A 14,451-nucleotide genomic window follows, 5' to 3' on the forward strand; every position below is an offset into this window, starting at 1 on the left:
GGTGCTCATGAGAAATCCCCTAAATGTCTTGGTGGGAATTTAGGGGATTTTGGGGGGATTTTGCAAAGGTCTCGGGCCGGTTGCGGCCGGCATGTCGCACAAAATCCCCACTTATTTTGCCTGCCGCCGCTGCGCCATGTTTTTTCCGATTGCGGCCAGTTTGTCGGCCGGAATGCTTTCCTTGCCCAATTCGAACAAGCCTTCTTCCAACGCCAGATGCACGGCATAGCCGTCCGTAAAGCGTTTGAACGCGGCCGCATCCGGCCGGTAGTGTTCATCGGCGGCAATCTTTTCAAATTCCGCCGCCACCGCCGCCCAATTGTCGTGCAGCAATCCGTGCTGGCGTAGCAGTTCGTCCACATCGGCCTTTGCCTGCGGCGCGTATTGCAGCAGCAGCGGGAAATAGTCTTCCTCTTCGTCCTGATGGTGCAGCGGCGCGGCGACGTTGAAATATTGGCCGATCTGCCGCACGGCCTGCAACACGATGTCGTTCCGGCCGTGTTCGGCGATATAGCCGTCCAACATGCCGACCTGTTCGCAAAAACGGCGTACTTTGCCGTGGCAGGCGTACAGCATTTCTATCGGTTCGGCAAAAGTAACGCTACGCGTATCAAATAAATTCATTGCAGCCTCGTTTCGGAAGGCCGTCTGAAAAGGCATCAATCGGTTTCAGACGGCCTGTATGGTTTGTGTAAATCGGGCAGTATAGTGCCAAGCCTGCGGTGCAACAAGGCGTAACAAACGGAAAAACGGCCCGCACGAGGCAGGCCGTCTGAAAAAAAACGATACGGCTTATTTCAGGGTTACATGACCCAGCATTTGGGCGGAGTGCGCCGGGAACGAGCAGTAAAACTCGTATTTTCCGCCGTCGGCAAATTTGCTGGTATCGATGGTTACGCTGGTCTCCTCGCCGCCGCCGATTAACGAAGTATGAGCCACTACGCGCGCATCGTCCGCTTTCACATAAGCGGCATCCGCACCGGCTTTCGCTCCGTCGGCCAATACGGCTTTGGTGTCTTCGGCTTTGGAAATGACGATGTTGTGGCCCATGGCGGTTTTCGGCATTTTGCCGACGTGTTTCAGGGTTACTTTGAATTCCTTACAGTTGGTTTTGTCGATAACCAGCTCTTTGGTGTTGAAATTCATTGCATCGTCAGACTCCACCACGGCTTCGCAAGCGTTGGCGGCAGGTGCTTTATCGGTTGCCGCAGCGGCAGACGCTTCCGTTGTTGCGGGAGAAGCTTCGGAGGCAGGGGCTGCGGGGGTGTCGGCAGAAGCGGCGGCGGGGGTTGCGGACGCTGCAGGCGCGGCCGGTTTGTTTTGGTCGCCGCACGCGCTCAATGCCAAGGCTGCGGCGGAAATCAATGCCAGATATGTTTTCATATTTATCTCCTGAGGTGTTACGGGTATGGGAAAGGCAAAACATATTCATTGCAAGGCGGCTGTTACCCCCTTGCCCGAATATGCGTTACCTATGAAAATTTACCATAAAACCAGTCTAAAAGATAATTATTTTTGTCGCTTATTGACCAAATTTCGCAAGGCGGCGGCCAGCTTCGGATGGTGTTGCAGCCTTTCCGCACTTTGACGGAAACTTTCCAAAGCGGCGGGGCTGAGCTCCAATTTGTTGATTTTTTGAGGAGGCGGCGTTTTCGGCACGGTTTTGACCTTGATGTCGCGGATCAGGTCGGTATGCCTTTGCAAGCGCGGCAGCAGGCTGGGCGCAAGCATTTTGGCGCGGGAGGCGGCCATGCCGTTGGCCGCCAACAACACCAGGCAGCCGTCGCTGATGCAGGCCGTCTGAATATACGGGTGCAGATTGGCCGGCAATTCTTGTTTGACCAGGCGGTCTACCTGCTGCCAGGCTTGCGCGCTTTGCAGCAGGAATTTCAGTTGTGCCGAAGCATCGGGATGGTCGCCCCGCCCGCTGCGTTTCCCTATTTTTTCCAAATCCATTTTTTCAGACGGCCTTTCGTGTGTATTTATCCTGCCCTGTCTTTTAACTCTGCACCCAGTTTCCGCAAACGCTGCAATACTTCGTCCCATGCTTTGTCCAAATCGCGGCACGCCCAGCCTTCCGCCTTGATGCCGAACTCGATATGCGGTTTGACCGCCGTTCCGTCCGCATTTTGCCAGCCGACGCTGGGCAGGCTGTAAGAGCGCACGCCGGAGTAGGTGCGTTCGACGTATTCCATAATCGGGACAACGCGTGATTCGGGCTGACCGAATACATACACGCTGCGGCTGCCGCGTTCGGTTTGGTTGAAACGGTCGGCGTAATAAGTATCCAAAACCCATTCCGCCATCGGGTGCGCCATCACGGGGAAGCCGGGGAAGAAATAATGTTCGCGGATGGAAAATCCGGCGATGTTGTTGAACGGGTTGGGCACAAGTTCCGCGCCTGCGGGAAAATCCGCCATTTTCAGGCGCTGGGCGTGTTCGGGGGCGTCAAGAGGTTCGCCGCGTTTAAGGGTAACGGCTTCGATGAACTTGGCGGCTTCGGGATGGCGGACGACGGGCAAATCCAAAGCGGCGGCGGCAGCTTGGCGGGTGTGGTCGTCGGGCGTGGAGCCGATACCACCGGTAACGAAAGTCGGCAGATCGTCTGAAAAGCTTCGGCGCAGTTGTTTGACCAGCAAATCGGGTTCGTCGGGCAGGTATTGCACCTGATTGAGTTTCAGCCCGCGTGATTCCAGCAGGGATTTGAAAAAGGCGAAATGCTTGTCTTGGCGGCTGCCGTGCAGGATTTCGTCGCCGATGATGATGAGGTTGAAAGCGTTCATAAATGGGGTTTCTTCTTGGAGGCTGTCTGAAAATCTTCAGACGGCCTCACGGCTGACAATATGCTCTATTTATAAGATAATGGAACCCGTTTTTCAAGTCTGAAGGAAGAATCCCCCATGAGCCAAAACAATACTATCCTGCAACACCTCCCCATCGGTCAAAAAGTCGGCATCGCCTTCTCCGGCGGCCTCGATACCTCTGCCGCGCTGTTGTGGATGAAACTCAAAGGCGCGCTGCCTTACGCCTACACCGCCAACCTCGGTCAGCCCGACGAAGACGACTACAATGCCATTCCCAAAAAAGCGATGGAATACGGTGCGGAAAACGCCCGCCTAATCGACTGCCGCGCGCAGTTGGCACATGAGGGCATCGCCGCCATCCAATGTGGCGCGTTCCACGTTTCCACCGGCGGCATCGCCTATTTCAACACCACGCCTCTGGGCCGCGCCGTTACCGGTACCATGCTCGTTTCCGCCATGAAGGAAGACGACGTCAACATCTGGGGCGACGGCAGCACCTACAAAGGCAACGACATCGAGCGTTTCTACCGCTACGGCCTCTTGACCAATCCCGCGCTGAAAATCTACAAACCCTGGCTCGACCAACAATTTATCGACGAACTCGGCGGCCGCCACGAAATGAGCGAATTTCTGATTGCCAACGGTTTCAACTACAAAATGTCGGTGGAGAAAGCCTATTCCACCGATTCCAATATGCTCGGCGCAACGCATGAAGCCAAAGATTTGGAATTCCTCAACAGCGGCATCAAAATCGTCAAACCCATCATGGGCGTTGCCTTCTGGGACGAAAGCGTCGAAGTCAAACCCGAAGAGGTCAGCGTGCGCTTTGAAGAAGGCGTGCCGGTTGCATTGAACGGCAAAGAATACGCCGACCCCGTCGAACTCTTCCTCGAAGCCAACCGCATCGGCGGCCGCCACGGCTTGGGCATGAGCGACCAAATCGAAAACCGCATCATCGAAGCCAAATCGCGCGGCATCTACGAAGCCCCGGGCATGGCGTTGTTCCACATCGCCTACGAACGCTTGGTGACCGGCATCCACAACGAAGACACCATCGAACAATACCGCATCAACGGCCTGCGCCTCGGCCGCCTGCTCTACCAAGGCCGCTGGTTCGACAGCCAAGCCCTCATGTTACGCGAAACCGCCCAACGCTGGGTCGCCAAAGCCATTACCGGCGAAGTAACCCTCGAATTGCGCCGCGGCAACGACTACTCGATTCTGAACACCGAATCGCCCAACCTGACCTACCAACCGGAACGCCTGAGCATGGAAAAAGTCGAAGACGCCGCGTTCACCCCGCTCGACCGCATCGGCCAACTCACCATGCGCAACCTCGACATCACCGACACCCGCGCCAAACTGGGTATCTACTCGCAAAGCGGCTTGTTGTCGCTGGGCGAAGGTTCGGTATTGCCGCAGTTGGGTAACGGCAATAAGGAATAATGCTGCAAACCATAGCCCGAACCAAGCCGGAATTTCGTTTTTCATTCCGGCTTGATTAGCGGCCGCTTATTTTGATGGCGGACGAACACAATCAGAGCAAAATAACTTCTTATTCAATCAAGAGGCTTAAATAATGAAAAACTACCACGCGCCCGACGAGAAGGGCTTTTTCGGCGAACACGGCGGACTTTATGTCTCCGAAACCCTGATTCCCGCCTTGCAAGAGCTGGCGGATGCCTATAAAGCAGCGAAAAACGACCCGTCGTTTTGGGAAGAGTTCCACCGCGATTTGAAATACTACGTCGGCCGGCCCAGCCCCGTTTACCATGCCGCACGATTGTCCGAGCATTTGGGCGGCGCGCAAATCTGGTTGAAGCGCGAAGACTTGAACCACACCGGCGCGCACAAGGTAAACAACACCATCGGTCAGGCATTGCTCGCCCGCCGCATGGGTAAAAAACGCGTCATCGCCGAAACCGGCGCGGGTCAGCACGGCGTGGCTTCCGCCACCGTTGCCGCCCGCTTCGGCATGACTTGTGACGTGTACATGGGCGCGGACGACATCCAGCGTCAAATGCCCAACGTGTTCCGCATGAAATTATTGGGCGCGAACGTGGTCAGCGTCGACAGCGGCAGCCGCACGCTGAAAGACGCGATGAACGAAGCCATGCGCGAATGGGTTGCCCGCGTGGACGACACGTTCTACATCATCGGCACCGCCGCCGGCCCCGCGCCGTATCCCGAAATAGTGCGCGATTTCCAATGCGTCATCGGCAACGAAGCCAAAGCGCAGATGCAGGAAGCCATCGGCAGACAACCCGACGTCGCCGTTGCCTGCGTCGGCGGCGGCTCGAACGCCATCGGCCTGTTCCACCCGTATATCGGCGAAGAAAACGTGCGCCTCGTCGGCGTGGAAGCCGGCGGCTTGGGCGTGGATACCCCCGATCACGCCGCACCGATTACCAGCAAAGCCCCCATCGGCGTATTGCACGGCTTCCGCAGCTACCTGATGCAGGACGAAAACGGCCAAGTTTTGGGGACACACTCCGTTTCCGCAGGTCTCGACTATCCCGGCATCGGCCCGGAACACAGCCACCTGAACGACATCAAACGCGTCGAATACACCGTCGCCAAAGACGATGAAGCACTCGAAGCCTTTGATTTATTGTGCTGCTTCGAAGGCATCATCCCCGCGCTCGAATCCAGCCACGCCGTTGCTTGGGCGGTGAAAAACGCGCCGAAAATGGGCAAAGACCAAGTGATTCTGGTCAACCTGTCGGGCCGCGGCGATAAAGACATCAACACCGTGGCGAAGTTGAAAGGGATTGAGTTGTAAGCATCATTATTGAGCGGATATGGCTTAGGAGGCCGTCTGAAAACTGAAAAACGTGTTTTCAGACGGCCTCATCGCATCAAAATGCGGCACAGCTTGAAGAAGGATTTTGCCTTGCGGCAGGCAACCGTTATAATCTGCCGTGTTTTTGTAAAGAAAGTGTCATCATGCAATATTTGAAACAAGCGGTGGCGGGGGCGCAGATTTTATTTGTCGCTTTCGGCGCAATGGTTCTGGTACCGTTGCTGACGGGCTTGAACCCCGCCATGGCGCTTTTGGGCGCGGGCATCGGCACGCTGCTGTTCCAACTGCTCACCGGCCGCAAAGTGCCGATTTTTTTGGGTTCTTCGTTTGCCTTTATCGCGCCGATTATTTACGCCATGCAGGAATGGGGCATGGGCGGCACGATGTTCGGCCTGTTTGCGGCGGGCTTTATGTATTTCGTTTTTGCCGCACTGGTGAAATGGCGCGGCTTGGATGCGGTGCACAAGCTGCTGCCGCCGGTGGTCATCGGGCCGGTGATTATGGTTATCGGCCTGTCCGTGGCCGCCGTGGCCGGGCAGATGGCGATGGGGCAGGCAGGCGGTGAGCAAAAATACGATTATGTGCAATCCCTGCTGCTGTCGGGCTTTACTTTCGCCGTTACCGTGGTGATTGCCGTATTCGGCAGCCGGATGATGAAGCTTGTGCCGATTTTAATCGGCGTAACATTGGGTTATCTGCTGGCCTGGATGCTGGGTATGGTGGATACGGCGAATGTCGCGGCGGCCAAATGGTTTGCCGTGCCCGAATTCCACAAGCCGGAAATCAACTGGCAGGCGGCGTTGTTTATGCTGCCGGTGGCAATTGCGCCCGCAATCGAGCATATTGGCGGCGTATTGGCCGTGGGCAAGGTAACGGGCGAAGACTACGCGGCTAACCCCGGCCTTCACAGGACGCTGGCGGGCGACGGCTTGGGCGTATGCGTAGCGGGCTTAATCGGCGGGCCGCCGGTAACGACCTACGGCGAAGTAACCGGCGCGGTGATGCTGACGCAAAACAGCAATCCCGTCATCATGACCTGGGCTGCGGTATTCGCCATCTGCATGGCCTTTTTCGGCAAGTTCAACGCCTTCCTCGGTTCGATTCCCCTACCCGTGATGGGCGGCGTGATGATTCTGCTGTTCGGCACAATTGCCTCGCTCGGCCTGAAAACACTGATAGACGCACAAGTAGATTTGATGAAACCGAAAAACCTGGTGATTGTCAGCTCGGTTTTGACCACGGGCGTGGGCGGGATGCTGGTGAAGGTCGGCAACGTCAGCTTTGCGGGCGTGGGCCTGTGCGCGATTTTGGCCATTGTGCTGAATCTGGTACTGCCCGATGAAAAAGCAGTACGCTGAATTGCTTGAAACAGCATAAAGGCCGTCTGAAACGATTTTTCAGACGGCCTTTTTATTTTTTCCCGCTTATATTACAGGTTCGGATTAACGATGATTTTCACGGCGGATTCGTTGTTGTGAATCAGACGCTCGAAGCCTTCGGAAATCAGTTCGTCCAGTTTGATGCGTTGGGTGATGAAAGGTTCGAGGTTGATTTTGCCTTCTTCCACCAGTTTGATGGTTTCGGCGTGGTCGTTGCAGTAGGCGATGGTGCCGCGCACGTCCAGCTCTTTCATCACGACGCTGTGAACGTTGATGGTGGCGGGGTGGCTCCAGATGGAGACGATAACCAAATTGGCCGTGGGCTTGCACGCTTCAACCAAAGTATCCAGAACTTTGTTCACGCTGGTACATTCAAATGCAACGTCCACGCCTTCGCCGTTGGTCAGTTTTTTCACTTCTTCGACGACATCGACTTCGGACGGGTCGAGGATGTAGTCGGCAACGCCGGATTCGCGGGCTTTGTCTTTGCGCGCTTTGCTCAATTCGGTGATGATGACTTTGATACCTTTGGCTTTCAATACGGCGGCAAGCAGCAAACCGATCGGGCCTGCGCCGCCGACCAATGCCACGTCGCCTTCTTTCGCGCCGCTGCGGACGTAGGCGTGATGGCCGACGGACAGAGGTTCAATCAAAGCGGCTTGGTCTAACGGGATTTTGTCGGAAATCGGATGCACCCAGCGGCGTTTGACGGCAATTTTTTCAGACAAGCCGCCGCCGCAACCGCCCAAGCCGATGAAGTTCATGTCTTTGGAGAGGTGGTAGTTGCTGCCCGGGCCGGTCGGCACGTCATCGCGCACGATGTAAGGTTCGACCACAACGTGTTGGCCGACTTTAATATCGTCCACGCCTTCGCCGACGGCATAAACCACACCGGAGAACTCGTGTCCCATCGTTACGGGCGCGGACTCGCCGGAAATCGGGTGTGGATGGCCGCAGGGCGGGATGAAAATCGGACCTTCCATAAATTCGTGCAGGTCGGTGCCGCAGATGCCGCACCAGGCGACGTTGATGCCGACGGTGCCGGGGGCAACGGTCGGTTCGGGGATGTCTTCGATGCGGATGTCGCCTTTATCGTAAAAACGTGCTGCTTTCATACTGAACTCCTTAATTCGAGGGGAAGGGATATGGGGACATGCTTTCGTGAATGCTTTAGAAATATAACGTCCCCATGAGAATTCTACTCTTCCTGTGTATATCACACATCCAAATTCCCGCTACAAAACGGCTCTATCTGACCCACATCAAAAGTCTCTGCACAGGCAGGTCTCAAGGTTCTGCCAACAGGCGCAATACATCTTCCCTCCACTCTTTGGGAACGTCTGGCAGATGCCGCCGCAACACATCTAAAGGGCAATCGCAATAATCACTCAGCAACTGCATGATATCCGCCCTGACTTCCGACGAGGGTTCGGTTAGAAAACATTGCTGCAATAAAATAAAAATCCCATCCGAATCAGGATGCAGGCAGCCGTAATAAGGATCGAGATAATAATCCAGACAAAACAGCAAAGAACGCTTACTTTCTTCGCTGCCTTCCAGCAAAACGGCCGCCACCGCCGAGATGCCGGCTGCCACGATATCCCTCTGTTCTTGGCCGTAAACGATGAAATCCTTTTTCATGGCATGATACTTTCCGTCTTCCTTTAATTTCCGTTTCAGATGGGAACCACCAACGGGTATCGCAAAAAATCCGTCTGCCCAGCATATAACGGTACGGCTGCGGATTCATGACGCTATTCCGCCTCTTTCAACAATAAAGGCCGTCTGAAAACCGAAAAAATGTTTTCAGACGGCCTTTTCTTTATGGCTCAATTAGGCATCAGTCGCCCATCGCCATCAGGCTGGCGTTGCCGCCTGCGGCCGTGGTGTTGATGCTGCATGAGATTTCTTCAAACACCTGCAGGATGTCCAAACCGTTTTCAGACGGCAGGATGCGGATCAGCGCGCCTCCGCTTTCGGCCAGTGTCTGTTTGAGTTCGGCAGGCAGCGGTTCGAGTGCGGCAACATGGCTGATGGCCGAAGATGCAGGAGTAGCAGACACTTCCAGCAGGCCGTCCAATTGGCCGGAGTAAGCGGCCAACGGGTGTTGGTCGGACACGACGGCGGTGATGCCGGATGCGGCCAGTTGCGCCAGCGCGTCAAACGATGCGGCTAGGCTGCCGCCGTACAGCCAAACGCGTTTCGGCGCGCGCCAGCTTGCGGCGTTGCGTTCACCGGTCGGGCCGGGCAAAACGGCTTCGGCGTTGCGCAGGGTACGGAAACGCGCCTGCCCCAATGCGGCGGCGACATCAAGTTTTTCCTGCGGGTCCAGCGGCAGTTCGTGCAGGACGGCCTCGAGCCGTTTCAGGGCGGCTTCGTCCGCTTCGCCGATTTTGGTCAGCTCGGGCGCAATCCAACCGTTCAGACGGCATAAGCGTTGCAGGTAGAAGGGGCCGCCTGCTTTGGGGCCGGTACCGGACAGGCCGTGCCCGCCGAAGGGTTGCACGCCCACGACCGCACCGACGATGTTGCGGTTCACATATACGTTGCCCGCTTCGATGCGGTTGCAGATGTGGTTTACGGTTTCATCGATACGGCTGTGGATACCGTGGGTCAGGGCGTAGCCTTTGCCGTTGATTTGGTCGAGCAGGCTGTCGAGTTCGCCGGCGCGGTAGCGGACGACGTGCAGCACGGGGCCGAACACTTCGCGTTTCAGTTCGGACAAGTCGTTCAGTTCGAACAAAATCGGGCGGACAAAGGTGGCGTTTTGCGGATCGACGTCGGCAGCCAGTTTGACTTCATGGAAGGACTTGGCGGCAGATTTCATTCTTTCGATATGTGCAAGTAGGTTTTGCTGCGCTTCGGCATCAATGACGGGGCCTACGTCGGTGGTGAGCTGCACGGGTTTACCGACGACCAATTCGTCCATCGCGCCTTTGATGATGGCGATCATCTTGTCGGCGACATCTTCTTGAACGCAAAGGATGCGCAGGGCTGAACAACGTTGTCCCGCGCTGTCGAAGGCGGAGTTCAGCACGTCCAGGCAGACTTGTTCGGGCAGCGCGGTGCTGTCCACTATCATGGCGTTTTGGCCGCCGGTTTCGGCAATCAGCACAGGATTGTCGCTGCGTTTGGCCAGGGTTTGGTTGATCAGGCGGGCGACTTCGGTCGAACCGGTGAAAATCACGCCGCCGATGCGCTCGTCTTGCGTGAGTGCCGCGCCGACGTCGCCCGCACCCAAAACGAGTTGCAGGGCTTCGGCGGGAATGCCGGCTTCGTGCATGAGTTTGACGGCATAATGGGCAATCAGGCAGGTTTGTTCGGCCGGCTTGGCCACGACGGTATTGCCTGCAGCCAGTGCGGCCACAACTTCGCCGGTAAAGATGGCCAACGGGAAGTTCCACGGGCTGATGGCGACGATTGTGCCGACGCTGCGGCTGTCCGCCGGCAGGGTTTGCTCGGCCTGATCGGCGTAGTAGCGGCAGAAATCGACGGCTTCACGCACTTCGGCGATGGCATTGTTCAGGGTTTTGCCTGCTTCGCGTACGGCCAGCATCATCAGTTGCGGCATGTGTTCTTCAAGCAGGTCGGCAAAACGGCGCAGGGCGGCGGCGCGTTCGGCAGCCGGTGTCGCCTGCCAAGCAGTTTGTGCGGACACGGCGGCTGCGACGGCTTCCTGTGCCAAGGCGGCATCGGCAAAGCTGACCGTACCTACGACATCGTTGTGGTCGGCCGGATTTTTCACCGGTTGTTCATCCTGTGCGGCGCGTGCTTCGCCATTGATGATGGATGCGGCGCAGTAGGATTGCGCGGCCGCTTTGTTGAGTTCTTCTTGCAGTTGTTGCAGAACATTTTCGTTGCTCAGGTCGATTCCTTTGGAATTCAGACGGCCTTCGCCGTATAAATTGCGCGGCAGCGGCAGCGCAGGATGCAGGTGGATGCCCTGTTCGGCGATGGTTTCGAACGGGCTGCGGATAAGTGTGTCGATGCTGATGTTTTCATCGACAATCTGATTGACGAACGAAGTGTTCGCGCCGTTTTCCAACAGGCGGCGCACCAGATAGGCGAGCAGGGTTTCGTGCGTGCCGACAGGGGCGTACACGCGCACGCGGCGGCCGAGGTTTTGCGGGCCGACCACTTGGTCGTACAGGGTTTCGCCCATACCGTGCAGGCATTGGTGCTCGAAGTTTTTGCCTTTGCCCATCTGGTAAATCGCAGCCAGCGTGTAGGCGTTGTGGGTGGCGAATTGCGGGAACACCGCATCTTGCGCGTCGAGCAGTTTGCGCGCACAGGCCAGATAGGAAATATCGGTGTGGACTTTGCGGGTGTAGGTGGGGTAGCCGTCCATGCCGTCCACTTGCGCCCATTTGATTTCGCTGTCCCAATACGCGCCTTTTACCAGCCTAATCATCAGTTTCTGATTGTTGCGGCGGGCAAGGTTGATTAAATAGTCAATAACGAAGGGGCAGCGTTTCTGATAGGCCTGAACCACGAAGCCGATGCCGTTGTATCCGGCCAGGTCGGGATCGGAAACCAGTGCTTCCATCAGGTCGAGCGAAAGTTCCAAACGGTTGGCTTCTTCCGCGTCGATGTTGATACCGATGTCGTATTGTTTGCCCAACAGGAAGAGTTCTTTCAGGCGCGGCAGCAGTTCGCCCATCACACGGCCGTGTTGGGCGCGCGAATAACGCGGGTGGATAGCAGAAAGTTTGACCGAAATGCCGTTGCCTTCGTATATGCCTTTTCCGGCCGCGTCTTTGCCGATGGCGTGGATGGCCTGAACGTAGTCGTTGTAATAGCGGTCGGCATCTTCTTGGGTAAAGGCTGCTTCGCCCAGCATGTCGAAAGAATAGAGATAGCCCATTTTTTCGCGCTCTTTGCCGTTTTGCAGGGCTTCTTCGATGGTTTGCCCGGTAACGAACTGCTTGCCCAGCAGGCGCATGGCGTAATTCACGCCTTGGCGGATAAGCGGTGCGCCGCCTTTGCCCAGCAGGCGGGTCAAGGCCGCGCCCAAGGTATCGTCATTATTCGAGGTAGTGAGTTTGCCGGTAATCAGCAAGCCCCATGCGGCGGCATTGACGAACAGGGACGGACTGTTGTTCAAGTGGCTGCGCCAGTTGCCTTCGGACAGTTTGTCTTGAATAAGTTTGTTGCGGGTTTCGGCATCGGGAATACGCAGCAGGGCTTCGGCCAGACACATCAGTGCCACGCCCTCTTCGCTCGATAGGGAAAATTCGTGCATCAGCGCATCCACGCCGCTGGCTTTGGTGCGGTTGGCACGCACCTGCGTAACCAGGCGGCGCGCCAGTTCGTCGGCGTTTTTACGTTCTTCGTCGCTCATTTGGGCGCGTTGCAGCATATCCTGCACGGCCTCGATTTCGTCGCGGCGGTAGGCATCGGTAACGGCTTGGCGCAATGGGGTTTGGTTGGGAAAGGCAAAATCGAACATTTCAGGTTCTCCAAAAGGTTTCGGTAGCGTTTTCAGACGGCCTTTCCTACACAGCGGAAGGCCGTCTGAAATTTATAATATCGTAATAAATTTAACGGTTAGAAACAAGGGGCTTACTTTGAGTTATGACAATATTCCTGTCATAAAATGTTTCAGACAGCCTGCAGATATAGGCCGTCTGAAAAGGGACTACTTCGCCGCACGGTAATCGGCATCGGCTTTTTCAAAGCGTTCTTGGATTTCTTTCGACGGCTCTTTGTCGGCAAGTGAAATGACAATAGCGACAACCAAGCAGGCAATAAAGCCGGGAACAATTTCATACATGGTTAAAAGACCGGTTTCATGTGCTGCCAAAGCAGGTTTTTTAACCCACTCGGCCCATGCCACCACAGTCAGCGCACCGGCAATCATGCCGGACAGAGCACCGTATGCCGTGATGCGTTTCCACAATACCGACAAAATCACCACCGGACCGAACGCCGCACCAAAGCCCGCCCAAGCATAAGATACCAAACCCAATACTTTGCTGTTCGGATCGGACGCAATCAGAATCGAGATAACGGCAATCGCCAATACCATCAGACGGCCAACCCATACCAATTCCGATTGCGGCGCGTTTTTACGCAAAAAGCCTTTGTAAAAGTCTTCGGTAATCGCGCTGGAGCATACCAGCAACTGACAAGACAAAGTGGACATCACGGCAGCCAAAATCGCACTTAAGATAATGCCGGCAATCCAAGGGTTGAACAACAGGGTGGACAAGGCGATGAAGATGCGTTCGTGGTTACCGTGCATTTCATTGACATGCTCCGGATGCGCACCGAAATAAGCGATGCCGAAATAGCCTACAGCCACCGCACCCGCCAAACACAAAATCATCCAAGTCATGCCGATGCGGCGGGCGGACACCAGCGATTTCGCGCTTTCCGCCGCCATAAAGCGGGCCAAAATGTGCGGTTGGCCGAAATAGCCCAAGCCCCATGCGGCAGTGGAAATAATGCCGATAACGGTCGTCCCCGCAAACAGGCTGCCGTATTCCTTGCCCGTTCCTGCAGCAACGCTCTGAATCGCGGCAGACATCTGATCCGCACCGCCCAGGCCCAAATACACCATGACCGGTGTCAAAATCAGTGCAAAAATCATCAGAGAAGCTTGCAACGTATCCGTCCAGCTGACCGCCAAGAAACCGCCCAAGAAAGTATAGGCGATGGTCGCACCCGCACCCAACCACATGGCTTGGGTGTAAGTCATGCCTTCAAACAGGCTCTGGAACAGAGTTGCGCCGGCCACAATGCCGGAAGCACAATAAATGGTGAAGAAAAACAAGATAATAATTGCAGACACCACTTTCATCAAATGGCCGCCTGCACCAAAACGGTGGAAGAAATAATCCGGCAACGTCAGCGCATTATTGGCATATTCGGTATGCACGCGCAGACGGCCCGCCACCAAAAGCCAGTTGAAATACGCGCCGACGACCAAACCGATGGCAATCCAAGCCTCATTCAGACCGCTCAAATAAATCGCGCCGGGCAAGCCCATCAAGAGCCAGCCCGACATATCGGACGCACCGGCAGACATGGCCGTTACAAACGGGCCCAAGCTGCGGCCGCCCAAAATATAGTCGTCAAAATTTCGGGTTGAGAAATACGCGGCCAAGCCGATCAGCAAAACCGCCACCAGATAAATGGCGAAGGTGATATACATGGGATTCATAAGTTCTACTCTTTCTTTAAGGTTTTTCTTTTAACATCGTCTTATTTGACGGGCAGCTGCCCGTCGGTATTGCGACAGGCCGTTTATACTTTACACCGCCATTTTTTGTCAATCTTTGCAAAGTAGGACTTGATTTATGCTAAATTAAATTGAGCAAAAGTAAATTTGAAGGATTCAAACCGGCATTGTTTGAAACAACGTAAAGGCCGTCTGAATTTAAACCGAGACCTTTGCAAAATCCCCCCAAAATCCCCTAAATTCCTACCAGAACATTTAGGGGATTTTCCATGAGCACCTTCT

At 55.6% G+C, this 14,451-nt stretch carries 11 protein-coding genes; 3 read left to right on the plus strand and 8 right to left on the minus strand.

The window, feature by feature from the left end:
* Positions 1-111 precede the first annotated feature (111 nt).
* The 4 genes from ACTHSL_RS10950 to ACTHSL_RS10965 all read right to left on the minus strand — a co-directional run bounded on the left by ACTHSL_RS10950 (position 112) and on the right by ACTHSL_RS10965 (position 2,783).
* Entirely contained in the window at positions 112-624 is a 513-nt protein-coding gene (locus tag ACTHSL_RS10950; RefSeq protein WP_070452485.1) for a hemerythrin domain-containing protein, read from the minus strand.
* A gap of 168 nt (positions 625-792) precedes the next feature.
* On the minus strand, positions 793-1,383 hold the full coding sequence (azu, locus tag ACTHSL_RS10955) for an azurin (RefSeq protein ID WP_440381429.1): 591 nt from the start codon (positions 1,381-1,383) through the stop codon (positions 793-795).
* 126 nt (positions 1,384-1,509) lie between these two features.
* On the minus strand, positions 1,510-1,956 hold the full coding sequence (locus ACTHSL_RS10960; protein WP_440381430.1) for a DciA family protein: 447 nt from the start codon (positions 1,954-1,956) through the stop codon (positions 1,510-1,512).
* Positions 1,957-1,982: 26 nt separating this feature from the next.
* Entirely contained in the window at positions 1,983-2,783 is an 801-nt protein-coding gene (locus ACTHSL_RS10965) for a competence/damage-inducible protein A (protein ID WP_440381431.1), read from the minus strand.
* 117 nt (positions 2,784-2,900) lie between these two features.
* Here ACTHSL_RS10965 and argG point away from each other — a divergent pair, with 117 nt between their 5' ends.
* From argG to ACTHSL_RS10980, 3 genes are all read left to right on the plus strand, one after another.
* The gene (gene argG, locus ACTHSL_RS10970; protein WP_440381432.1) at positions 2,901-4,250 is read left to right on the plus strand and encodes an argininosuccinate synthase; all 1,350 of its coding nucleotides are present in this window, start codon (positions 2,901-2,903) and stop codon (positions 4,248-4,250) included.
* 133 nt (positions 4,251-4,383) lie between these two features.
* Positions 4,384-5,586 (plus strand): tryptophan synthase subunit beta, encoded by a 1,203-nt coding sequence (trpB, locus tag ACTHSL_RS10975; protein WP_440381433.1) that lies wholly within the window; start codon positions 4,384-4,386, stop codon positions 5,584-5,586.
* A gap of 164 nt (positions 5,587-5,750) precedes the next feature.
* The gene (locus ACTHSL_RS10980) at positions 5,751-6,965 is read left to right on the plus strand and encodes a uracil-xanthine permease family protein (RefSeq protein ID WP_440381434.1); all 1,215 of its coding nucleotides are present in this window, start codon (positions 5,751-5,753) and stop codon (positions 6,963-6,965) included.
* Between the two features lie 71 nt (positions 6,966-7,036).
* Here the strand turns inward: ACTHSL_RS10980 and ACTHSL_RS10985 are convergent, their stop codons facing one another.
* The 4 genes from ACTHSL_RS10985 to putP form a co-directional block, all read right to left on the minus strand.
* Positions 7,037-8,101 carry a 2,3-butanediol dehydrogenase gene (locus tag ACTHSL_RS10985; protein WP_049248236.1) on the minus strand — a complete coding sequence of 355 codons (1,065 nt, stop codon included), beginning with the start codon at positions 8,099-8,101 and terminating at the stop codon, positions 7,037-7,039.
* Positions 8,102-8,273: 172 nt separating this feature from the next.
* Positions 8,274-8,627 carry a hypothetical protein gene (locus tag ACTHSL_RS10990; protein ID WP_440381435.1) on the minus strand — a complete coding sequence of 118 codons (354 nt, stop codon included), beginning with the start codon at positions 8,625-8,627 and terminating at the stop codon, positions 8,274-8,276.
* Between the two features lie 199 nt (positions 8,628-8,826).
* Positions 8,827-12,435: a bifunctional proline dehydrogenase/L-glutamate gamma-semialdehyde dehydrogenase PutA gene (gene putA / locus ACTHSL_RS10995; RefSeq protein ID WP_440381436.1), complete on the minus strand. Its 3,609-nt coding sequence runs from the start codon at positions 12,433-12,435 to the stop codon at positions 8,827-8,829.
* Positions 12,436-12,624: 189 nt separating this feature from the next.
* Positions 12,625-14,151, minus strand: a complete 1,527-nt coding sequence (putP, locus tag ACTHSL_RS11000; protein WP_440381437.1) for a sodium/proline symporter PutP — start codon at positions 14,149-14,151, stop codon at positions 12,625-12,627.
* Positions 14,152-14,451: the final 300 nt, after the last annotated feature.

The organism is Neisseria sp. P0008.S010 (assembly GCF_051962715.1).
GTDB classification, from domain to species: domain Bacteria; phylum Pseudomonadota; class Gammaproteobacteria; order Burkholderiales; family Neisseriaceae; genus Neisseria; species Neisseria elongata.